Genomic DNA, 23,606 nt, shown 5'->3' on the forward strand with positions numbered 1-23,606 from the left:
CAGCATTACAGTAATAACCTGAAAAAACACTTACTATCATGCAGAATTTTTATCTAATTTATTGCGTGAAGGCGCTCAAAATTTTTAATGAAATACAGAATACGTTCTTTTTTTATTAGAAAAAGACTAAAGTGTGAAGTAAATCAACTGAACACACTTCAGTCCTACATGAGGAAAACTAATCTTAAATGAGAAGCGGAATTAGATTTTTTCAACCGAAGAGGTTTGAGAAATCAGCCAATCAGGGAGATCATTTAGCCCCATGGCATGACGAAGCAATTGCGATTTTACTCCCGGTAAGTGATCAGCGAACGTTAATCCAATATCACGCAATAGCTTTTTAGCCGGATGATTGCCATCAAATAGCTGACGGAACCCTTGCATACCTGCCAGCATCACCGCTGCACTGTGCTTGCGGCGGCGCTCGAAACGCCCCAGATAGAGATACTGACCGATGTCTTTCCCCTGGCGGTGCAGGCGGCTCAGTTCTCCAATCAACTCTGCCACATCCATAAATCCCAAATTAACGCCTTGTCCCGCCAAAGGATGAATAGTATGTGCAGCATCCCCCAGCAGGGCTAACCGATGGGCTGCAAAGTTACGGGCATAACGCCCCATCAATGGAATGGCCTGGCGTTCACTGACTAATTCACACAGACCAAGCTGCATATCAAATGTAACGCCCAATTGCCGATTAAATAATACAGCGTCGATTACCTTGCGCTGTTGCGCAGCTTCAGCAGGCAGTGACCAGACGATCGAGCATAAATGGGGATCAGACAATGGCAGGAAAGCCAGAATCCCATCACCATGAAAGACCTGACGCGCAACAGCCTGATGAGGTTCTTCGGTACGAATCGTGGCGACCAGCGCATGGTGCTCATAATCCCAAAAGGTCAGTGGAATATCCGCATGTTGGCGCAGCCATGAATTCGCACCATCAGCACCAACAACCAGCCGTGAAGTCAGCATTCGCTCATCGGACAGAGTAATGAAAGCTTCGTTTTCTCCCCACGCGACATTTTTGAGAGATGCGGGGGTAAAAATCGTCACATCAGGCAAATTTTCTGCCTGCTGCCAAAGTGCCTGCCGGATCACATGGTTTTCGATGATGTGTCCAAGATGTGTCAGACCATTTTCTGTCGCATCGAATTTAATGCGACCAAAACTATCTTGATCCCGGACGTCCATCCCCAGATAAGCACTGGCTCGCATCGCAGTAATGTGCTGCCAGACACCAAGATGAGTTAATAACCGTTCACTGGCTGCATTGATAGCAGAAACACGCAGCGCATGTTCATCGTTAGCATGAAACGTGCCTGTCGGTGGATGCTCTTCTACAATCGCGATGCGCAAACCGCTACCCTGCAAACCACAGGCCAGCGCAAGGCCAACCATACCGCCCCCTGCGATCACCACATCAAATGATTGCATGTTTTTCTTTCCTCTTAATCTGCCTTATTCTGCCGATGAATGATGGGCAACCCAACCCAGTGTCTGATGGGCAAATAAGTCCCGCAACGGGGACAACGTTTCCATCGTCATCAGGCCAAGGTTACGTCCTATCTTCAAAGGGAAATAGTCATTGGCGAATATTCTAACCAACCCATCCGTGATACCAATCGTCGTTTCACGATCAGTATGGCGTTGCTGCTGGTAACGAGCCAAAACATCATAAGCACCAATATCTTGCCCTGAATCTGCCGCCGCTGAAATGACTCGTGCCAGTGTCATAACATCACGCATTCCTAAGTTAAAACCCTGCCCGGCAATCGGATGTAACGTTTGGGACGCATTGCCTACCAACGCCAGACGATGACTGATCTGCTGGCTGGCCGTAAATAAAGCCAGTGGATAACTATGTCGTTGACCCGTTTCCAGCATCTTGCCCAAACGCCAGCCAAAGGCTTTTTGCAATTGTTGAAGAAATTCCTCATTGCTCCAGCCGTTGATTTCCGTCTGTTTTTCCAGCGGGTGGCACCATACCAAAGCGCTGCGGCCTTCAGACATGGGCAATAATGCCAGCGGGCCATGTTCGGTAAAACGTTCAAATGCCTGTCCCTGAGGATGTTCAGACGTCAGGACATTGGCAATCATGGCAACCTGACCGTAAGTTTGCTGCTGCCACGGGATATTGCACGCTTTCGCCACGGCAGAATGGCTTCCGTCGGCAGCAACCAACAACTCTCCCGTGATCTTTTCGCCATTGTCCAGCTTGACCACAACCGAAGTATCCAGACGTTCAACGGAATTCACTTTAGCCGGACAGTGAAGTTTGACATTAGGTGCCTGTCTTAACAGATTAAACAGACGAATCCCGGCATCGTGCAATTCAATGACATTACCCAATGCCGGAATAGCATAGTCATCGGCTCGAATGTTAACGAAACCACTATGGCCTCGATCGCTGACATGAACGTGGGTAATTGGGGTGGCACAATCTTTCAGCACAGGCCAGACACCGATTTGGCTCAGGCGCTGGCATGTGCCATAAGCCAAGGCAATAGCTCTTGCATCAAAACCCTGATGTTCTTGTGTTGGTTCTGTCGATTCAATCAAAGAGACCTGTACCTGCCCCCGACTTAAGGAAGAAATAGCCAGCGCCAATGTTGCACCAGCCATTCCTCCCCCCACAATAATCACGTTCATTATGATTTCCTGATTACAGTAATTTTAATTCTGTTTCGCCTGTGCCATCAGTGCTTCAATTTCATCCGGATCTTTCACGACATGCTCGGTCAAATTCTCATTGCCCGCTTCCGTAATCACAATATCATCTTCAATGCGGATGCCAATACCACGGTATTCCGGTGGTACATCAGCATCCGGCGCGATATAAAGCCCTGGTTCAACAGTCAGCACCATGCCGGGTTCCAGAATGCGATCGCGATCTATGCCATAATGCCCGACATCGTGCACATCCAACCCCAGCCAATGACTTAAACCATGCATGAAAAATTGACGATAAGCATTGGTCTCGATCAATTGTTCTACTTCGCCATGCATAATTCCCAATTTGACCAGCCCTTCAACCATAATGCGCACCACATGTTCCGTCACTTTGCGGATACTGGTACCCGGCCTGTACAGTTCAAAAGAGACATTGATAGATTGCAGCACGATGTCATAAATTTCTCGCTGGGGACGGGTGAATTTGCCGTTAACCGGAAATGTTCGCGTAATGTCGCCGGCATATCCTTCATATTCACAGCCCGCATCGATCAATACCAAATCGCCCTCTTTCATGCGGCGCTCGTTTTCTGTGTAATGCAGAATACAGGCGTTTTCTCCTGCACCAACGATGGTGTTATAAGCAGGATAACGTGCGCCTTGACGAGTAAATTCATGATGGATTTCAGCCTCAAGCTGATATTCAAACATGCCTGGGCGACAATTCTGCATGGCTCTCGTATGAGCCTTCGCACTGATGTCGCCTGCCTTGCGCATGATGTCCAGTTCGGCTGCCGATTTGAACAGTCGCATCTCATGCAGCCACGGACGCCAATCTGCTATCATTGATGGTGCGCTGAGGTTACGACGGCTATTTTTTCGCAATGTATCCAAGGCACTGAATACGATATTGTCAGCATATTCAAACTCCCCCTGGGCATGATAAACCACGTCCAAACCATTCAGTAGCAGGTAAAGCTGTTTACTGAGATCATCAAATGGCAGGGCGCGATCCACCCCAAGTTTTTCCGGTGCGGCATCCTGACCAAGCCGACGACCAAACCAAATTTCCGCAGTTAGATCACGAACACGGTTAAACAACACGCTATGATTGTGGTTTTCATCACTTTTGATCAGAACAAGAACCGCTTTCGGCTCGTTGAACCCAGTCAAGTAAAGAAGATCACTGTGCTGGCGATAGGGATATTCACAATCTGAATTACGCCTCGCAGGCGGGGCTGCAAAAATAATGGCCGCACTGGCTGGTGCCATTTTTGACAATAATGCCTGACGACGGGACAAATATTCTTGTTTAGTCATTACCCTCTCCTGCGATTTGATTATTATTAGTTGGTTAACCGCCAATCAGTGTAGCGTTGGCTTGTCATTTTTTTTCACGCTATTTGCCGTTTTCGGTGTCGCCAAGGCAATGTAGCAGAGTTGTACTGCAACACGGACGTACTCCAATACTTCTTCCAGAGCTTGGGACAGTTCTTCCTGATCTTCGTCTTCATCGTATCCCAGCATACCGATGTTACGTAAATCAGTAACGACTTCCTGTATTTCCTGTTTTTCTGTCAACTGCGGATTCGCCACGCCTAATCCCAACAGGAAATGATTTACCCATCCCGCCAATGCATCAGCACAGTCAAAAACACTCGCCTCATCATCAGGAAGCAGTAGATTAAAAACAAAATCACTATCATCAAGTGATTCAAAGGTCGTTTCGTATAATGCCCTGATCGACTGTGCCAACGCCTGTGAAAATGCAAGGCCATCATTAGTAAGATCATGCATTAGTGTCTGCCAGCTACTATCATGATTTCCACCACATAATAGGCCACTGATTAGACCGTGCATTTCGGCGGCTGTCAGCGCAACTGACTGTTGATGCAAAATTTCATCAAATGATTGATAATTAGGTAATGAGTTTTGTATAGACATGTATATTGATCATCGTTGGCGATATAAGTTCATGCTATGCTACCATCAAGGGGAGTCGCTATACCAGACAGCACACACCGATATAAGGAGGGTTGCCTTTTGGTATTGTACGGTAATGGTTGTTGTCGGCCTTGTTTTAATACCAAAATCTGCTTTTATGCCAGAATCAAGGTATCGGCACAGTAATAAATCAGGAAGGTGTCATGTCTGCACAACCAGTAGATATTCAGATTTTTGGGCGATCATTACGTGTCAATTGTCCACCAGAGCAGGTAGAGGCTTTGCAAGCTGCCGCGAAGGAACTTGATCAGCGTTTGCATAACCTCAAAGAACGCACCAGAGTAACGAACACTGAGCAACTGGTTTTTATTGTGGCGCTGAACGTTTGTCACGAGTTAGCACAGGAAAAGATGAAAACCCGTGATTACTCTTACAATATGGAACAAAAAATAAAAATGCTCCAGCAGACTATTGAACAAGCTTTGTTAGAACAAGGTAAAATTACCTGACCTCCTAGCTGTCAATAAACTGATCCTTGTTGATAAATCAGGCAGTAGTCACTATACATGAATATAAGCAGTTGCTTTCTCCATTTAGTTCCATACAATAGGCTCTATTGCGTTGCTTAAAGCCTGATGAATGGAGCCTGACAGATAGGTTCTTGACGGATGAATTCTTAACTAATTGGTTTTAAGCGCTACAAAATTTCTCTGAGGTGTGCGTGAGCAGGTAAGTCCCCTGAGCCGATATTTCATACCTATAGAATGTGGTGCTCCGTTTCTTGTGAGCATGCTTGGCTAGACCAAGAAGCCTAATAGGGGCGACACTACGTTCACCTTGAACCAAGGGTTCAAGGGTTACCACCTGCCGCGGCATCTTGGAGAACCCCTTATTTATCTGTTTTGTATCCTTTTCTGCATTTTAATAGGCAGGTTTCATGCAATCAGATCCTTTTTTATCTCTCCGAAAATCCATAAGAAAACAAATTCGACAGTTGCGTCAAAATCTATCCCCAGAGCAGCAATCGCGATTTGCCCAGCAAGCTGCCCAGAATGTCGTGTCTCACCCTAAGGTCCAGCAGGCAAACAAGGTTGCCCTGTATCTCTCCTTTGATGGTGAATTAGACACTCGCCCACTGATTCAGCAACTTTGGCAGCAAAATAAACAAGTTTATCTGCCCGTATTACACCCATTCAGTCGGCACCATCTGCTGTTCCTGTATTACCATGCTGGGACTCCCCTCAACTACAATCGTTTTAACATAGAAGAGCCACCATTAGATGTCCGACAGGTTCTGCCCGTCTCTGAGCTTGATGTGATGTTTATTCCACTGGTGGCTTTTGATAACACAGGGCAGCGTTTAGGAATGGGAGGCGGTTTCTACGACAGAACGCTTGCTAAATGGCAACAGCAGAATTTTTATCCGATTGGGTTAGCGCACGATTTCCAATTAGTTAATCTATTGCCAAGTGCAAGCTGGGATATTCCTCTGCCAGAAATCATTACGCCTGAAAAAATATGGCGCTGGTAATAACAGTTTATTCTTTTAAGGGGCTATTGTTTCTACGATAGCCCCATTTCTCACGGTATTCGCCCAGACGATCAGTAAAGCAGGCGAGAGCGGATCGTGCCAGACAGAGCTTTCAGGTTTTGCAGAACCATTTCAGCCTGAGCCGGATTTTGCGTCGTGATATCAATGACCACATAACCAATATCTCCGTTGGTACGCAGGTATTGTGCCTCAATATTGATTTCCTGATCGGTAAAAACTTGGTTTATGCTGGTCAAAATACCAGGACGGTTTTCATGGATATGCAGTAGTCGGTGAGTATCTTTGGCATGAATAGGCAGTGAGACTTCAGGGAAGTTGACCGCTGACAGCGTAGAACCATTGTCAGAATATTTGACCAGTTTACCCGCGACTTCGTAACCAATATTCTCTTGGGCTTCTTGTGTTGATCCGCCAATATGCGGAGTCAGCAGTACATTATCAAATTTGCTCAGAGGCGAGATGAAAGGCTCATTGTTCGTTGCGGGTTCACTCGGAAACACATCAAGGGCCGCACCGGAAAGGTGCTCGCACTCCAGCGCGTCATGGAGTGCAGGAATATCCACTACCATGCCACGTGAGGCGTTAATCAGGATTGCACCCGGCTTCATCAACTCCAGCTCTTCCACGCCGATCATGTTTTTTGTTGAGCCTGTTTCAGGTACATGCAGGCTGACAACATCGCTCATATTCAACAGTTCGGATAGATGATGCACTTGCTGTGCATTTCCCAACGGCAGTTTATTTTCAATATCATAGAAATGAACATGCATACCGATATTTTCAGCCAGAATGCCAAGCTGTGTACCGATATGACCGTAACCAATAATGCCGAGCTTCTTACCTCGCGCTTCATAACAGCCTTTGGCCTGTTTATCCCATATTCCTCTGTGTGCTTTCGCATTTGCAATAGGAATACGACGTAATAGCAACAGTAATTCACCCAGCACCATCTCCGCCACAGAACGTGTATTGGAGAATGGTGCGTTAAATACAGGAATACCACGTTTTTCAGCCGCTTTCAGGTCAACCTGATTGGTGCCTATACAAAAACATCCCACAGCAACCAGCTTTTCAGCCGCTTCAAAAATTTCTTCAGTCAATTGAGTACGAGAACGGATACCCACAAAGCGAGCATCACGAATCGCTTCTTTCAATTCTTCAGGCTCCAACGCCCCTTTGTGATATTCGATATTGCTGTATCCCGCCGCCCGCAGGTTATCAACTGTGCTCTGATGAACGCCTTCCAGTAGCAAAAATTTAATCTTATCCTTTTCTAAAGATACCTTGACCATTTGTCCGTCCTATCGTTGTCTTAATTTTCAGAATATCCATAATGAATTCCACCAAAATAACAAAAAAAACAGCAACAGTAATACAATCGTTTGCTCACGCAACAGGGTAAATCGAAGTAAAAAAGTTGTTATACGTAGTAATATGACTTGTTACAGTCTAAAAACAGAATTTTGAGGAATTCTTAGGCTAGGATGTGATATATCTCACTAAATTTTAATTTTTTTAAAAAACATGGAAATATTTTAAGGGCAGATTATTCTGCCCCAATAAACGATTATTCTGCGATCGTTTTCACGCCATCCGCTGTCCCGATCAGCACCACGTCAGCACTACGATTGGCAAATAGGCCGACCGTCACCACGCCAGCAATGCCATTTATTTTATTTTCCAACGCAATGGGATCAAGAATAGCAAGATTATGGACATCCAGAATGACATTGCCATTATCCGTAACCACATTCTGGCGATAAACTGGCGTTCCACCTAATTTCACCAGTTCACGAGCAACGTAAGAGCGCGCCATTGGAATAACCTCAACCGGCAGCGGGAATTTACCCAGCACATCGACTCGTTTTGATTCATCAATGACACAGATAAATTTCTTTGCAACAGCGGCAATAATTTTTTCTCGCGTCAATGCTGCGCCGCCTCCCTTGATCATATGCATATGGTCATTGATTTCGTCAGCACCATCAACGTAAATATCCAAGCTATCAACTTCATTACAGTCAAAAATGGGGATGCCCAGATTTTTTAATTTTTCAGTCGATGCTTCCGAGCTGGACACTGCACCTTCGATTTGATTTTTGATTGTCCCTAATGCATCAATGAAATGCGATGCCGTTGAACCTGTACCAACACCTACGATTGTTCCAGGTTTGACGTATTCCAATGCTGCCCAACCTACTGCTTTTTTCAGTTCGTCCTGTGTCATATCAATCACAGCCTATAATCAGTTACAAGGAAAAATCCGGCCACCAGTATAAACAATATTTTGCCTCACCCGGCGAAAAAATATGGCATAGTGCTGTGCAGCACAAAAAAATATAGAACCCTATGGCACAGAAAGCCGAGCAAAAATGGAGAACCTGATTTTCAATGAAACGTCCTGACTACCGATCCCTACAAGCGTTGGATACAGTGATCCGAGAGCGCGGTTTCGAGCGTGCGGCGCAAAAACTCTGTATTACCCAGTCAGCGGTATCCCAACGTATCAAGCAATTGGAGAATATGTTTGGGCAGCCTTTATTAGTACGCACCGTTCCCCCTCACCCTACAGAACAAGGGCAAAAACTGCTCGCACTATTACATCAGGTAGAATTGCTGGAAGCACAATGGCTCGGTGATGAAAATGGTAACGATATCCCATTACTGCTCTCACTTGCAGTCAATGCCGACAGTTTGGCAACGTGGCTCTTGCCTGCGCTCCATCCTGTTTTATCCGATGTTCCTATCCGACTCAATATTCAGGTGGAAGATGAAACCCGGACTCAAGAAAGTTTGCGGCGCGGAGAAGTCGTCGGGGCTATCAGTATTCAATCACAGCCGCTGCCAAGCTGTCTCGTGGATAAATTAGGTGCCCTCGATTATTTGTTTGTGGCATCGCCTAAATTCGCTGAACGATTCTTTCCGAATGGCGTCACTCGTTCAGCTTTACTAAAAGCCCCTGCGGTAGCATTCGACCATTTGGATGATATGCATCAGGCATTTTTACAGCAGCATTTTGATTTATCACCGGGCAGTGTTCCCTGCCATATTGTGAATTCCTCTGAAGCATTCGTTCAATTAGCAAAACAAGGCTCGACATGCTGCATGATCCCACACCTGCAAGTTGACAAAGAGCTGCAAGCCGGCGAATTAATTGATTTAACCCCAGGGCTATGTCAGCGCCGTATGCTTTATTGGCACCGTTTTGCTCCAGAGAGTGGCGCGATGAGAAAAGTCACTGACACCCTACTGAAACTAGGGCGCCAGATGTTACGTCAGGAAGATGAAATTAGTTAGCGTTGCAACTCAAAAACTACTTCAACCTGATCAGAGAATTCAATACTTTGTGGTTCATAAGTTTCACTGGCTGAATCCTCGGCGGGAGCTGCGGCCATAAGCGCTGACCTGTATTTCAGGCGGCTTATTGGAAAAGGCATAGCTTCAGGGGAACGATAAGTGACGCTATACACAGGGCCTAACTTGCTGTTGAAGCCTTTTGCCAATGCAGTCGCCTGCTGAATCGCATTTTCAATAGCTTTCTGTCTAGCTTCATCACGATAACGCTGTGGATTATCGATACTGAACTGCACTGAACTGATCTCATTCAATCCTGCTTTCAATGCACCATCCAATAATGTACTCAGTTGATCCAACTGACGAACTTTGACTTCAACTGAACGTGATGCACTATAACCCGTAATAGTTGATTTACCCGTCTTTTGTTCGTATTGATATTCTGGCTGAGTGCGCAAATTGGCCGCATCAATATCTTTCTTGTCAATACCATTGGTTTTTAAGAAATCAAAATATTTTGCGACGCGTTCATCCACTTTTTGCTTTGCGTCTGCTGCACTTTTTTGAGTCACTTTCACATGGATCATCAACGTCGCTATATCCGGTGCTGCTTTGATGATCGCATTACCAGAAGTAGATATATGTGGGGCGGGGGGTAAATCAGCAGCAGAAGCAGCCATACAGGACAAACTTCCTACTGCCATCATTGCAGCGAATATCAGTGATTTATGTTTCACAAAACCTCCTTCGGATACAACAAGTAAACAGGCACTTTTTACAGTTTACAGTAAGACAAAGCGCTTTCCAGAAACATTAGCACACTATCTATAAAGTAGTATGTAACTCAATAAAAAATCTGTAATCCCTGTTTGAGCAAACCCCATGCGATATACCACATCACACAACCAACAAAGAGGTTAATGATTCTTTGTGAACGAGGCTGATTGAGTACGGGTGAAAACCAGGCAGCCAGAATTGATAATGCAAAAAACCAGCTTATGGATGCCGTAGCAGCTCCAACGGTAAACCACGACCTAAGTTCCGATGAAAGTCCTCCTCCCACGCTACCTAATACCACAAAGGTATCCAGATAAACATGCGGATTCAGCCACGTTACAGCAAATAGCGTCACGATGACTCGACTGCGATTCTGGACGATATTCTCAGAACGGGAGAGTTCGATATTCGCTGATAACGCCACTCGAAAAGCACTCCATCCATACCATAGCAAAAATGCCACTCCGCCCCATGTTACCGCTTGCAGCAAGAACGCTGATTGCCCAAGCAAAGCACTTCCTCCAAATACTCCCGCCGTGATGAGAACAATGTCGCTGGTGGCACATAACGTTGCGCTCATTAAATGAAACTGTTTTCTACTTCCCTGCTGCATCACAAAAACATTTTGTGGTCCAAGCGGGAGGATCATGGCAGCACCAAGAAAAAAGCCCTGTATAAATGTCGAAAGCATGCAGAAGTTCCTAATAATTACTCAATCAGCTATGTTATATATGCATATTAGGAAAGATCGTATATGAGTAAAAATGAATAATTCTTATTCATCATTAGATAATTTAATAATAAATATCAATAATATAGTCAAATATCAGCATGATGGAAAAGGAAAGCGGTAAAACTGCTTAAGCTTGGTGTGAGAATTTTCACTACTCACACCAAGCTACTTTTATTATTCGTCTACCTTCTTCTGTACGGCAGCTTGCTGCTGATGCAGATAGACATCCATTTGTGGGAATGGAATGCTGATATTATGCTGATCCAAAGTACGTTTGAAACCTTCCATCAGATCCCAATAAACACTCCAAGCATCACCATTGCTTGTCCATACACGCACAATGAAGTTCAGTGATGAAGGTGCCATTTCGTGCAGACGAATGGTGATACCTTTTTCATGTTGAATGCGTTTGTCCGCTTTAACCACATTACCCAGCACTCTTTTCACTTCATCAATATCCGCGTTATAAGCAACACCAACCATAATCTGAGTACGACGATTCGGCTCACGACTGGTATTGATGATGTCATTCGCAATAATCTTTCCGTTAGGGATCACTATGATACGATCATCACCGCTACGCAGCGTTGTAGAGAAAATCTGTACTTGTACAACTGTTCCTTCCACGCCGCCAATAATGACATATTCACCCGTGCGGAGTGGCCGGAAAATTACCAGAAGAACACCCGCAGCAAAATTTGACAGCGATCCCTGTAATGCCAAACCTACCGCCAAACCAGCAGCACCAATAACTGCAATGACAGAGGCTGTCTGAATACCCAATTTTCCAAGCACTGCGATAATTGTAAACGCGATGATGGCATAACGAATAATCGCGGACAAAAAATCAGAGATAGTTGCATCAATGCCACGCAATGACATGACGCGCTTAACTGCTTTATTAGCCAGTTTAGCAACAAGCAAGCCTACGATCAGAATGACGATGGCCGACACAACATTCACCGCATATTGAATCAATAGCTCCTGATTGCTGGCAAACCAATTTGCTGCTTTATCAATCTCACCTGATAGATTGATCTCTTCCATAAAAAAACCACCTTTTATTGTTGAAACCTATCTTATTCAGTGCTGTTATCAGCTATAACCTCACCTGATAACATAGGCTACTATGCAAAAAACAAACGGAAAAACCAGTAATACAACATACAAAAGTGATGGAGTATCGATTATGTCAAAAAACCCTCTTTGGTTGAACACTAACACTTATCTTTGGTTTTTTTGCAAAATAAAATCTTTATAGTCGGCTAACATACCGATAAAATCGTCTGTTCCACAAAAAGCCAGACTCTCGTTATCATAGTAACTCATTCCCTCTTCCACCATTTCTGTATCGAACTGGAGTTGGTTAGCCCTAATCATGATTTCTCCCTCACTCATCAATAATGTGTATTCATGACCGATCAATTGCCATTGGCGCTCACTGCCTTTGATGCCCGCCAGCGCTGAAGTTATTTTATCCAATACACTCAAATCACCTTTAACTTCTTCATTCAACCAATGACCAATCGCTTCATGATCCATCGAAAAATAAGTTGTAACGTGACCCGCAATATCCTGCGTAAATTCATATTCCATCATGCACCCCACTATATTGTTGATATCAACCACATCTGGATTTTAAACATTTCTGCTGCTCTCACCTCAGAGACAGTCCACAAACTGACACAAAATCTACCATAAAATAAGGAGGCATCTGCCTCCTTATTTTTTGCAATATACTTTTTTATACAGCCGTTTGGAAGATCACTTCATTCGCTTTTTCGGTGTACTGGTTCAATTGATCAAAATTGAGGTAGCGATAAGTATCTGCTGCGGTTTCATCGACTTTGTCCATGAATTGCAGATACTCTTCCGGCATTGGCAGGCGGCCCAGCAATGAAGCCACCGCAGCCAGCTCCGCAGAGGCCAGATAAACATTCGCCCCAGCACCCAGACGGTTAGGGAAGTTACGGGTGGAAGTGGACACTACCGTTGCACCATCCGCAACACGAGCCTGATTCCCCATGCATAATGAACAACCCGGGATTTCGACACGCGCCCCACTCTTGCCAAAGATGCTGTAGTAACCTTCTTCCGTCAGTTGGGCAGCATCCATTTTGGTTGGTGGAGCAACCCACAGACGAGTCGGTAACTGGCCTTTATGTTGATCCAGCAATTTGCCCGCAGCACGGAAGTGACCGATATTGGTCATACAGGAACCGATAAAGACTTCATCAATTTTGCTGTTGGCAACTGCTGATAACAGACGCGCATCATCAGGATCATTCGGCGCACATAAAATAGGCTCTTTGATTTCTGCCAGATCGATTTCAATAACAGCAGCGTATTCAGCATCCGCATCGGCTTCCAGCAATTGAGGGTCTTTCAGCCAATTCTCCATACCGATGATACGGCGTTCCAGTGTTCGGCGATCTCCATAACCTTCCGCAATCATCCATTTCAGCAATACGATATTAGATTGCAGGTATTCAGTGATAGGCGCTTTATCCAGCTTGATGGTACAACCTGCTGCAGAACGTTCCGCAGACGCATCCGCCAGTTCAAAGGCTTGTTCAACTTTCAGCTCTGGCAAGCCTTCAATTTCAAGTATGCGGCCAGAGAAAATATTTTTCTTACCTTTCTTCTCAACAGTCAGCAAACCTTGCTGAATGGCATAATAAGGAATGGCATGAACCAGATCGCGCAGGGTAATGCCGGGTTGCATTTTACCTTTAAAACGCACCAATACAGATTCAGGCATATCCAGCGGCATTACACCTGTTGCAGCAGCAAATGCAACCAGCCCAGAGCCGGCTGGGAAAGAGATACCTATCGGGAAGCGGGTATGGGAGTCACCACCTGTACCCACCGTATCCGGCAATAACATGCGGTTCAGCCATGAATGGATAATCCCATCGCCCGGACGCAGCGATACCCCGCCACGGTTCATGATGAAATCAGGCAACGTGTGATGTGTAGTCACATCGACAGGTTTTGGATAAGCCGCAGTATGACAGAATGACTGCATGACCAGATCCGCAGAGAAGCCAAGACAGGCCAAATCTTTCAACTCATCCCGTGTCATTGGCCCGGTGGTGTCCTGAGACCCCACCGAAGTCATCTTAGGTTCACAATATTCGCCCGGACGAATTCCCTCCGTACCACAGGCACGACCCACCATTTTCTGCGCCAGTGAGAAACCGCCTTCACTTTTTTCAATTGCTTTTGCCTGACGGAATACATCACTGTGTGGCAATTCCAGTGATTCACGGGCTTTCGTCGTCAAGCCACGGCCGATAATCAACGGAATACGGCCACCAGCACGCACTTCATCGAGAAGTACATCAGTTTTCAGCCCAAAGGTTGCCAGCAATTCATTGGTGTCATGGTGACGGATTTCGCCTTTATAAGGGTAAATGTCAATGACATCTCCCATATTGAGATTGGAAACATCCACCTCAATTGGCAACGCACCTGCATCTTCCATGGTATTGAAGAAAATTGGGGCAATTTTTCCGCCCAATACCACGCCCCCACCGCGCTTGTTAGGCACAAATGGAATATCGTCACCCATGAACCACAGGACGGAATTAGTTGCAGATTTACGGGAAGAACCCGTACCCACAACATCACCAACATAGGCCAAAGGATGGCCTTTTTTGTTCAGTTCTTCGATTTGATTGATTGGGCCAACGGCACCGGCTTGATCCGGCTCAATACCTTCACGAACATTCTTGAGCATTGCCAGAGCATGCAGAGGGATATCTGGACGTGACCACGCATCTTGTGCAGGGGATAGATCATCGGTATTAGTTTCACCTGTGACCTTGAAGACGGTAACGGTAATTTTTTCTGCCAGCTCAGGACGCTCCAAGAACCACTTAGCATCTGCCCATGACTGGATAATTTGTTTAGCATGAGAATTGCCAGCTTTCGCTTTTTCTTCCACATCATAAAAGCTATCGAACATCAGCAAAGTATGAGAAAGTGCTTTCGCTGCGATCGGGGCCAGTTTTTCTTCATCGAGGGCATCAATCAAAGCGTGGATATTGTACCCGCCTTGCATAGTTCCCAATAATTCGATGGATTTTTCCCGCGTAACAAGAGGTGAGGCTGTCTCACTTTTGGCAATAGCGGCAAGGAAACCAGCTTTCACATAAGCGGCCTCATCAACACCGGGAGGAACACGGTTGGTCAGTAGGTCTAACAGGAAATCTTCTTCACCTTTAGGTGGATTCTTCAGTAATTCGACCAGCGCTGCTGCTTGAGCTGCGTCTAATGGCTTAGGGACGATGCCTTGAGCTGCACGCTCGGCTACGTGCTTGCGGTATTCTTCTAGCACGACTTACTCCTCGCTCTCATTGTCATTTTATATACCCGGCTGTCTGCACCCGGTAACGATCATCAAAGAACAACCATCAAGGGTGTCAGGTCAGAGGATTTTACTCGCATAACTTTAGGATTATGTCGAGCTTTGGGCGCTTAGCATACCAAATTTTGAATGGCATGTTAATTCATTCACATAAAAGTAACATTATGCCATGATAAAATGTTGGATAACGAGACACAAAGAGAGTATTACAGTTTTATACACCATTTTTTTCTACTTAAGCCTGAAAATGCCTCCATTTCTATCTGTTATATTTTCCTGTTATATTTTCTGAGTCAGCGGAGCTTTCAAAGCTGCTAACAAACCAGGCTCCCCTTACAGATATTTTCACCCTGAAATACAGATGAAAACCTTTAAACTCCGAACAATACAATAAAATTTACATAAATTAAAAACGGCCCCCTAAATGGGAGCCGCTCGGCACAAAAATTTAATATGCTGCGAAATCTAAAGAATTATTTCTTTTTCTTTGCCTTAGGATTTGGCAAATCAGTAATACTGCCTTCATACATTTCCGCAGCCATACCGATTGATTCATACAGCGTTGGGTGAGCGTGGATAGTCAGAGCGATATCTTCCGCATCACAACCCATTTCAATAGCCAGACCAATTTCACCCAACAGCTCACCACCGTTAGTACCGACAATAGCACCACCGATAATACGGTTGCTTTCTTTGTCGAAAATCAGTTTGGTCATACCCTCTGCACAATCAGATGCGATTGCACGGCCTGACGCAGCCCATGGGAAAGTGGCGGTTTCATAGCTGATGCCTTTCTCTTTCGCTTCTTTCTCAGTCAGACCAACCCAAGCCACTTCTGGTTCAGTGTAGGCAATCGATGGAATCACTTTTGGATCGAAGTAATGTTTCTTACCAGAGATCACTTCAGCCGCAACGTGACCTTCGTGAACACCTTTGTGTGCCAGCATTGGCTGACCAACGATATCACCGATGGCAAAAATATGAGGCACGTTAGTACGCATTTGCTTATCCACATGGATAAAGCCACGCTCATCAACTGCAACACCCGCTTGACCCGCGTCGAGCGACTTACCATTGGGTACACGGCCGATAGCAACCAGAACTGCATCATAACGCTGTGGTTCTGCTGGCGCTTTCTTGCCTTCCATCGTTACATAGATGCCATCTTCTTTAGCTTCTACTGCGGTCACTTTGGTTTCCAGCATCAGGTTGAATTTCTTGCTGATGCGTTTAGTGAACACTTTAACAATATCTTTGTCCGCAGCAGGAATAACCTGATCGAACATTTCTACCACGTCAATCTGAGAGCCCAGTGCATGGTAAACTGTTCCCATTTCCAGACCGATAATACCGCCGCCCATAACCAGCAGACGTTCCGGAACAGTTTTCAGTTCCAGTGCATCGGTAGAATCCCATACGCGAGGATCATCATGTGGAATGAATGGCAGTTGAATTGGGCGTGAACCCGCAGCGATAATGGCATTATCAAAATTAATCGTTGTTGCGCCTTTCTCGCCTTCTACTACCAAAGTGTTAGCGCCTGTAAATTTACCAATGCCGTTAACAACATTAACTTTACGGCCCTTAGCCATACCGCCCAGACCACCTGTCAGCTGGGAAATCACTTTTTCTTTCCAGAGACGGATTTTATCGATATCAGTTTGTGGCTCACCAAACACAATACCGTGTTGTGCCAGTGCTTTTGCTTCTTCAATCACTTTTGCAACATGAAGCAGCGCTTTGGATGGGATACAACCGACGTTAAGGCAAACACCACCCAGAGTAGAGTAGCGCTCCACCAGAACGGTATCCAAACCTAAGTCCGCACAACGGAAAGCAGCAGAATACCCAGCAGGGCCTGCGCCAAGCACCACTACCTGGGCTTTAATTTCAGTACTCATCATGACCTCTTAATTGTTTGTCCGGCGGGTCAGACGAAAAAAAACCATATTCCACCGGGACGTACACACCGCGAGCAGTTTACAGAATTGTAAATAACCTGAAAAGCGCGTTAACGTGACAGAAATCCCAACATGCTAGATGTAAGTCTAAAATATCTGTCACGATCGTAATCATAAAGGATAGTAATCATCAGGCCGGTTATTCACCGGCCTTCATATTACATCGCCAGACGGCGGATATCGCTCATCACTTCATTAATATAAGTGATAAAGCGCGCACCATCTGCTCCATCAATCACTCGGTGGTCGAAAGACAGAGACATAGGCAGAATCAGACGAGGAACGAATTCCTTGCCATTCCAGACGGGTTTCATAGAAGAACGGGACAGCCCCATGATTGCCACTTCTGGTGCATTCACGATAGGTGCAAAGCCGGTAGTACCAATACCACCTAAGCTGGAGATAGTGAAGCACCCTCCCTGCATGTCGGAAGCCGTCAGCTTACCAGCACGCGCTTTCTTGGATACTTCAGCCAGTTCTCTTGACAGTTCCATGATGCCTTTCTTATTGACATCTTTGAACACAGGAACAACCAGACCATTAGGTGTATCAACCGCGATACCGATGTTGATGTATTTTTTCAGGATCAGCTTCTGGCCATCTTCAGAGATAGAGCTGTTAAAACGAGGCATCGCTTCCAGTGCTTTCGCAGCCGCTTTCATCACGAATACGAGCGGAGTGATCTTCACGCCCAGCTGTTTCTTCTCAGCTTCTTTGTTCTGCTGTTTACGGAACTCTTCAACTTCAGTGATATCCGCTTCATCGAACAAGTTAACATGAGGGATCATGACCCAGTTACGGCTCAGATTAGCACCGGAAATTTTCTGGATGCGGCTCATTTCAACTTCTTCGATTTCACCAAACTTGCTGAAATCAATTTTCGGCCAAGGCAGCATACCTGGCATGCCACCACCCGCAGCAGCAGTAGGAGCCGCTTCTGCGCGTTTAATCGCATCTTTTACGTAAGCCTGAATGTCTTCGCGCAGAATACGGCCTTTGCGACCTGTTCCTTTCACTTTCGCCAGATTCACACCAAATTCACGCGCCAGACGACGAATGACGGGAGTCGCATGGACGTAAGCGTCATTTTCTGCGAATTCGTTCTTACCTTCTGCTGGCTGACTTGCAGCTGGAGCTGCTTTTACCGATTCAACCGCAAGAGATGGTGCCGCTGCCAGTGCTACAGCAGGAGCTGCGCCCACCACTTCGAATACCATAATCAAAGAACCCGTTTTGACTTTGTCGCCAACGGCAATCTTGATTTCTTTCACAGTACCCGCAAATGGAGCAGGGACTTCCATTGAAGCTTTGTCACCTTCAACGGTGATCAGGGACTGCTCTTCAGTGATGGTGTCACCGACTTTTACCATGATTTCGGTCACTTCAACTTCATCGCCACCGATGTCAGGTACGTTGACTTCTTTTGCTGCTGATGCCGCAGGAGCCGCTGCTACCGGAGCCGGAGCTGCTGCTGGCGCTGCGCCAGAACCTGCAACTTCGAATACCATGATCAGAGAACCCGTTTTGACTTTATCGCCAGCCGCAATCTTGATTTCTTTCACAGTACCCGCGAATGGAGCCGGAACTTCCATAGAAGCCTTGTCGCCTTCTACAGTGATCAGAGACTGTTCTTCAGTGATAGTGTCACCGACTTTTACCATGATTTCGGTCACTTCAACTTCATCGCCACCGATGTCAGGTACGTTGACTACTTTGCTTTCAGCCGCCGCAGATGCTGCTGCTTTCTGCTGCACAGGCGCAGCTTCTGCTGCACCTTTTGCGGACTCGAAAATCATGATCAGTTTGCCGGTTTCAATTTTGTCACCAACTGCAACTTTGATTTCTTTAACCACACCGGCCTGTGGTGATGGGACTTCCATGGAAGCCTTGTCACCTTCAACAGTGATCAGTGACTGCTCTGCTTCTACGGTGTCACCCGCTTTCACCAGAATCTCGGTAACTTCAACTTCATCAGCACCGATATCAGGTACGTTAATTTCAATAGACATTAATCTTTACCTCTTATGCCAGACGTGGGTTAACTTTTTCTGGGTTGATGTTATATTTTTTAATAGCTTCTTCAACGACTTTCACATCAACTTCGCCGCGTTTAGCCAATTCACCCAGAGCAGCGACAACCACGTAAGAAGCATCAACTTCAAAGTGATGACGCAGGTTTTCACGGCTGTCAGAACGACCGAAACCGTCAGTACCCAATACGCGGAATTCGCTTACAGGTACGAAGTTACGAACCTGCTCTGCAAACAACTTCATGTAGTCAGTAGACGCTATTGCTGGTGCTTCATTCATGATCTGCGCAATATAAGGAACACGGGGTTCCTCTGATGGGTGCAGCATATTCCAACGCTCACAATCCTGACCATCACGCGCCAGTTCAGTGAAGGACGTTACGCTGTATACATCAGAACCAATACCATACTCGTCAGATAGGATCTTAGCTGCTTCACGAACATGACGCAGGATAGAACCTGAACCCAGCAACTGAACTTTACCTTTCGCACTGTCAAAAGCTTCCAGCTTGTAGATACCTTTACGGATACCTTCCTCAGCACCCGCAGGCATTGCTGGCATGTGGTAGTTTTCGTTCAGTGTAGTGATATAGTAGTAGATGTTTTCTTGTTTCTCACCATACATGCGCTCTAAACCGTCATGCATGATAACAGCCACTTCATAAGCGAATGCTGGATCGTAAGAGATACAGTTAGGGATAGTCAGAGACTGAATGTGGCTATGGCCATCTTCGTGCTGCAAGCCTTCACCGTTCAGAGTCGTACGGCCAGAAGTACCACCTACCAGAAAGCCACGAGCCTGTTGGTCGCCAGCCGCCCAGCACAGATCACCGATACGCTGGAATCCGAACATAGAATAGTAGATGTAGAACGGAATCATTGGCAGGTTGTTGGTGCTGTATGAAGTTGCAGCAGCCAGCCAAGATGAGGCGGCACCTAACTCGTTGATACCTTCCTGCAGGATCTGGCCTTTGGCATCTTCTTTATAGTATGCAACCTGCTCACGGTCTTGCGGAGTATATTGCTGACCATTCGGGCTATAAATACCGATTTGACGGAACAGACCTTCCATACCGAAAGTACGTGCTTCGTCAGCGATGATTGGAACCAGACGATCTTTGATCGACTTATTCTTCAGCATAACGTTCAGTGCACGAACGAAGGCGATAGTAGTAGAAATTTCTTTGGATTGTTCTTCCAGCAGTGAGCTGAAGTCTTCCAGTGCAGGCATTTCCAGTTTTTCGTCGAAGTTTACACGACGGCTTGGCAGGTAACCACCCAGCGCATTACGACGCTCATGCAGATATTTGGACTCTTCAGAGTCTTTATCAAAAGTGACGTATGGCAGTTTTTCAATGTGTTCATCAGACACAGGCACATTGAAACGATCACGGAAGTGACGGACACCTTCCATATTCATTTTCTTAACCTGATGAGCAATGTTTTTACCTTCAGCGGTATCACCCATACCATAACCCTTGATGGTCTGAGCCAGAATTACCGTTGGTTGACCCGTGGTATTCTGCGCTTTATTCAGTGCAGCATAGACTTTCTTAGGATCATGACCACCGCGGTTCAGAGCCCAGATTTCATCATCAGTCATATCTTTGACCAATGCTGCGGTTTCTGGGTAACGGCCGAAGAAGTGCTCACGCACATAAGTGCCATCTTTGGACTTGAATGTCTGGTAGTCACCATCCAGAGTCTCATTCATCAGTTGAACCAGTTTACCGCTAGTGTCTTTACGCAGCAGCTCGTCCCAACGCTCGCCCCACAGAACTTTCAGTACCTTCCAGCCAGCACCCGCGAAAATACCTTCCAGTTCGTTAACGATTTTGCCGTTACCAGTCACTGGGCCATCAAGACGCTGTAAGTTACAGTTGATGACGAAGACAAGGTTATCTAGTTTTTCACGAGTTGCGATAGTGATCGCACCTTTGGATTCTGGTTCATCCATTTCACCGTCACCCAAGAAAGCATAAACGGTTTGTTGAGACGTATTCTTCAGACCACGGTGTTCCAAATATTTCAGGAATTTAGCCTGATAAATAGCAGAAATTGGGCCCAGACCCATTGAAACCGTAGGGAACTGCCAGAAATCAGGCATCAATTTTGGATGCGGATAAGAAGACAGGCCATTACCACCAATTTCCTGACGGAAATTGTTCATCTGCTCTTCAGTCAAACGGCCTTCCAAGAAAGCACGTGCATAAACGCCCGGAGAAATATGGCCCTGGAAGTAAACCAAATCGCCGCCATCATTTTCATTGCGAGCGCGGAAGAAATGGTTAAAGCAAACGTCGTAAAAAGTAGCAGAAGACTGGAATGAAGCCATGTGGCCGCCCAGATCTAGATCTTTCTTAGATGCACGCAGAACGGTCATCACCGCATTCCAGCGAATAGCAGAGCGGATACGACGCTCCAAATCCAGATTGCCAGGGTAAGCAGGCTCATCCTCAACAGGAATAGTGTTGATGTAATCACGACTTGCAACACCTGCTGCAACGCTAACTCCACCTTTGCGGGCCTCGTTCAAAACCTGATCAATCAGGAACTGAGCACGCTCAACACCCTCTTCACGGATGACCGATTCGATCGCCTGTAACCAATCGCGAGTTTCGATCGGATCCACGTCATTTTTCAAAATATCTGACATGGTGTATTCCTTATCTGTTATCTATTTCTAATGGTTGTTTTGGAGCCTATCTTCTGGTCATACCTTTTGACGTTTTGCCAGTCATGACCGGAAGATAGGCCCTGCTATATGTTGCCGCTAAAACTCTTGAATAAAGAGTTGACGAACTGTACAGACGCAGCAGCCAAGATCTGTACAGCTAAGATTATAAAACCTACCCCCATCCGGGAGTTTTAATTGTCAATGACGCCCCTGAGGATAGGCATTTATTCCTGATGTTGCTGGAGCCGGCGTAGTGAGCGTTCACGACGAGTATGCTCACGAGTCAGATCCAATAAAACTTCTTCAATAAAAGCCAAATGGCGATGCGAAGCCTCACGAGCTTTTTCCGGTTCTCTCGCCATAATCGCACGAAAAATCTCTGTCCTGTGGTTACTGACAGCTGCTAACATTTCCTTGCGGGTATAGATAAATTCGAAGTTGCGTCGGATATTTTGTTCCAGTATGGGGATCATACAGCGCAGCAAATGTAGCAATACCACGTTATGGGCAGCTTCGGTGACAACAAGCTGATATTGCAGGACTGCATCTGATTCCGCTTTAACATCACCGCCTTGCTGGGCTTCCTGAATGGCAAAGTGGCTTTTTTCGATGCGCTCGAAATCTTCATCGGTTCCCCTAAGAGCCGCATAATATGCCGCAATACCTTCCAGCGCATGGCGCGCTTCAAGGAGATCAAATTGAGATTCTTGATTATCTGCAATAAGCCGGGCGAGTGGGTCGCTGAAACTTTGCCAGAGATTACTCTGCACGAAAGTTCCCCCGCCCTGACGACGGAAAAGAAAACCCTTGGCTTCCAATTTTTGAATAGCTTCGCGTAGTGAAGGGCGTGATACCTCAAACTGCTTTGCCAGCTCACGCTCAGGCAGCAGCTTTTCTCCCGGGCGTAACGAGCCTTCGAGAATGAGATGTTCAAGACGCTGCTCAATCACATCTGATAACTTGGGTTGGCGAATCTTGCTATAGGCCATATCTGCTGTAAGCCATTCAATGAGTAAATGTTGCTTCGGATTAGTCATGAGAACCGGGTCAGATCAACTGGATCGTGATCAATTCAGCCTCAGTTAATCGGGCTGTAGTCAATTGGTAATACCAATTTAGAAGACAGGGTCTTAAAGTAACAAAGTATTCATTAGCTGTCTATAAAGACCTTGAGCTAAATCATAAAAACCTGCAAATTTTAACAAATTATTTTAAATTTTATCAGAAAATCGTAACCAAAAGGGATTTTCAGGTAAGAAAATTTGATGGGGTTTAATTTTTAAAAACGTGTAGATAGGCAAGTTGAATCGTTACAGTTAGAAATATATAGTATATTTATTCACATAGCATATATATTAATTCAATTAAATTTGATAGATGAGTAATAATCAATAATAGTTAATGGGTCAACCAAATTAACTGGGCTCACTCTTTCCAAACACCTGACCAAAAAAATTCCCGCCAGCGTTATCCTTAATGTCATGACGGGAACTGAACTGTGAAAAGTGCTACATTAATATTGATAATACTAATATAGATAATTCCTGAATAGTTAAAATATTCCCTAGGTTAAAATTCCTATTATCTACGTTTTAT

The 23,606-nt window shown here is 45.6% G+C and carries 18 protein-coding genes and 1 other RNA gene; 4 read left to right on the plus strand and 15 right to left on the minus strand.

What is annotated here, in order from left to right:
* Positions 1–201 precede the first annotated feature (201 nt).
* The 4 genes from ubiI to XBJ1_RS14690 are packed head-to-tail and all read right to left on the minus strand — an operon-like array spanning position 202 to position 4,614.
* Entirely contained in the window at positions 202–1,434 is a 1,233-nt protein-coding gene (gene ubiI, locus XBJ1_RS14675) for an FAD-dependent 2-octaprenylphenol hydroxylase (protein ID WP_012989777.1), read from the minus strand.
* 24 nt (positions 1,435–1,458) lie between these two features.
* Positions 1,459–2,649 carry a 2-octaprenyl-6-methoxyphenyl hydroxylase gene (ubiH, locus tag XBJ1_RS14680; protein WP_012989778.1) on the minus strand — a complete coding sequence of 397 codons (1,191 nt, stop codon included), beginning with the start codon at positions 2,647–2,649 and terminating at the stop codon, positions 1,459–1,461.
* A 24-nt stretch (positions 2,650–2,673) separates the two neighbouring features.
* Positions 2,674–3,990: a Xaa-Pro aminopeptidase gene (gene pepP / locus XBJ1_RS14685; RefSeq protein WP_012989779.1), complete on the minus strand. Its 1,317-nt coding sequence runs from the start codon at positions 3,988–3,990 to the stop codon at positions 2,674–2,676.
* Positions 3,991–4,035: 45 nt separating this feature from the next.
* Positions 4,036–4,614: a YecA family protein gene (locus tag XBJ1_RS14690; protein WP_012989780.1), complete on the minus strand. Its 579-nt coding sequence runs from the start codon at positions 4,612–4,614 to the stop codon at positions 4,036–4,038.
* A 203-nt stretch (positions 4,615–4,817) separates the two neighbouring features.
* On the opposite strand from XBJ1_RS14690, the gene zapA reads away from it, so the two are divergent.
* The 3 genes from zapA to XBJ1_RS14705 all read left to right on the plus strand — a co-directional run bounded on the left by zapA (position 4,818) and on the right by XBJ1_RS14705 (position 6,145).
* Positions 4,818–5,123: a cell division protein ZapA gene (zapA, locus tag XBJ1_RS14695; RefSeq protein ID WP_012989781.1), complete on the plus strand. Its 306-nt coding sequence runs from the start codon at positions 4,818–4,820 to the stop codon at positions 5,121–5,123.
* A 195-nt stretch (positions 5,124–5,318) separates the two neighbouring features.
* A non-coding RNA gene (gene ssrS, locus XBJ1_RS20145) (6S RNA) lies at positions 5,319–5,502 on the plus strand.
* A 49-nt stretch (positions 5,503–5,551) separates the two neighbouring features.
* Complete coding sequence (locus XBJ1_RS14705; protein WP_012989783.1) at positions 5,552–6,145, plus strand: 5-formyltetrahydrofolate cyclo-ligase; 594 nt, start codon at positions 5,552–5,554, stop codon at positions 6,143–6,145.
* Between the two features lie 71 nt (positions 6,146–6,216).
* Here the strand turns inward: XBJ1_RS14705 and serA are convergent, their stop codons facing one another.
* Together serA and rpiA are read right to left on the minus strand one after the other, a co-directional pair.
* Positions 6,217–7,458: a phosphoglycerate dehydrogenase gene (serA, locus tag XBJ1_RS14710; RefSeq protein WP_012989784.1), complete on the minus strand. Its 1,242-nt coding sequence runs from the start codon at positions 7,456–7,458 to the stop codon at positions 6,217–6,219.
* 275 nt (positions 7,459–7,733) lie between these two features.
* Positions 7,734–8,393 carry a ribose-5-phosphate isomerase RpiA gene (gene rpiA / locus XBJ1_RS14715; protein ID WP_012989785.1) on the minus strand — a complete coding sequence of 220 codons (660 nt, stop codon included), beginning with the start codon at positions 8,391–8,393 and terminating at the stop codon, positions 7,734–7,736.
* Positions 8,394–8,557: 164 nt separating this feature from the next.
* Here rpiA and XBJ1_RS14720 point away from each other — a divergent pair, with 164 nt between their 5' ends.
* Positions 8,558–9,463, plus strand: a complete 906-nt coding sequence (locus XBJ1_RS14720) for a LysR family transcriptional regulator ArgP (RefSeq protein WP_012989786.1) — start codon at positions 8,558–8,560, stop codon at positions 9,461–9,463.
* On the opposite strand, the gene XBJ1_RS14725 is transcribed toward XBJ1_RS14720, so the two are convergent.
* From XBJ1_RS14725 to pdhR, 9 genes are all read right to left on the minus strand, one after another.
* A complete protein-coding gene (locus XBJ1_RS14725) occupies positions 9,460–10,197 on the minus strand; it encodes an oxidative stress defense protein (RefSeq protein ID WP_038199240.1) in 738 nt (245 codons plus the stop codon). The two genes, XBJ1_RS14720 and XBJ1_RS14725, sit on opposite strands and share 4 nt — an antisense overlap.
* 107 nt (positions 10,198–10,304) lie before the next feature.
* On the minus strand, positions 10,305–10,928 hold the full coding sequence (gene argO, locus XBJ1_RS14730) for an arginine exporter ArgO (RefSeq protein ID WP_012989789.1): 624 nt from the start codon (positions 10,926–10,928) through the stop codon (positions 10,305–10,307).
* Positions 10,929–11,144: 216 nt separating this feature from the next.
* Entirely contained in the window at positions 11,145–12,017 is an 873-nt protein-coding gene (gene mscS / locus XBJ1_RS14735) for a small-conductance mechanosensitive channel MscS (RefSeq protein ID WP_012989790.1), read from the minus strand.
* Between the two features lie 177 nt (positions 12,018–12,194).
* Complete coding sequence (locus XBJ1_RS14740; RefSeq protein WP_012989791.1) at positions 12,195–12,566, minus strand: YacL family protein; 372 nt, start codon at positions 12,564–12,566, stop codon at positions 12,195–12,197.
* 148 nt (positions 12,567–12,714) lie between these two features.
* Positions 12,715–15,312: a bifunctional aconitate hydratase 2/2-methylisocitrate dehydratase gene (acnB, locus tag XBJ1_RS14745; RefSeq protein WP_012989792.1), complete on the minus strand. Its 2,598-nt coding sequence runs from the start codon at positions 15,310–15,312 to the stop codon at positions 12,715–12,717.
* 503 nt (positions 15,313–15,815) lie between these two features.
* Positions 15,816–17,243, minus strand: a complete 1,428-nt coding sequence (gene lpdA, locus XBJ1_RS14750; RefSeq protein ID WP_012989793.1) for a dihydrolipoyl dehydrogenase — start codon at positions 17,241–17,243, stop codon at positions 15,816–15,818.
* Positions 17,244–17,461: 218 nt separating this feature from the next.
* Positions 17,462–19,312 (minus strand): pyruvate dehydrogenase complex dihydrolipoyllysine-residue acetyltransferase, encoded by a 1,851-nt coding sequence (gene aceF, locus XBJ1_RS14755; protein ID WP_012989794.1) that lies wholly within the window; start codon positions 19,310–19,312, stop codon positions 17,462–17,464.
* 13 nt (positions 19,313–19,325) lie between these two features.
* Complete coding sequence (gene aceE, locus XBJ1_RS14760) at positions 19,326–21,989, minus strand: pyruvate dehydrogenase (acetyl-transferring), homodimeric type (protein ID WP_012989795.1); 2,664 nt, start codon at positions 21,987–21,989, stop codon at positions 19,326–19,328.
* Between the two features lie 245 nt (positions 21,990–22,234).
* Positions 22,235–22,999: a pyruvate dehydrogenase complex transcriptional repressor PdhR gene (gene pdhR, locus XBJ1_RS14765; protein WP_038199251.1), complete on the minus strand. Its 765-nt coding sequence runs from the start codon at positions 22,997–22,999 to the stop codon at positions 22,235–22,237.
* Positions 23,000–23,606 lie beyond the last annotated feature (607 nt).

The organism is Xenorhabdus bovienii SS-2004 (assembly GCF_000027225.1).
GTDB lineage: Bacteria > Pseudomonadota > Gammaproteobacteria > Enterobacterales > Enterobacteriaceae > Xenorhabdus > Xenorhabdus bovienii_C.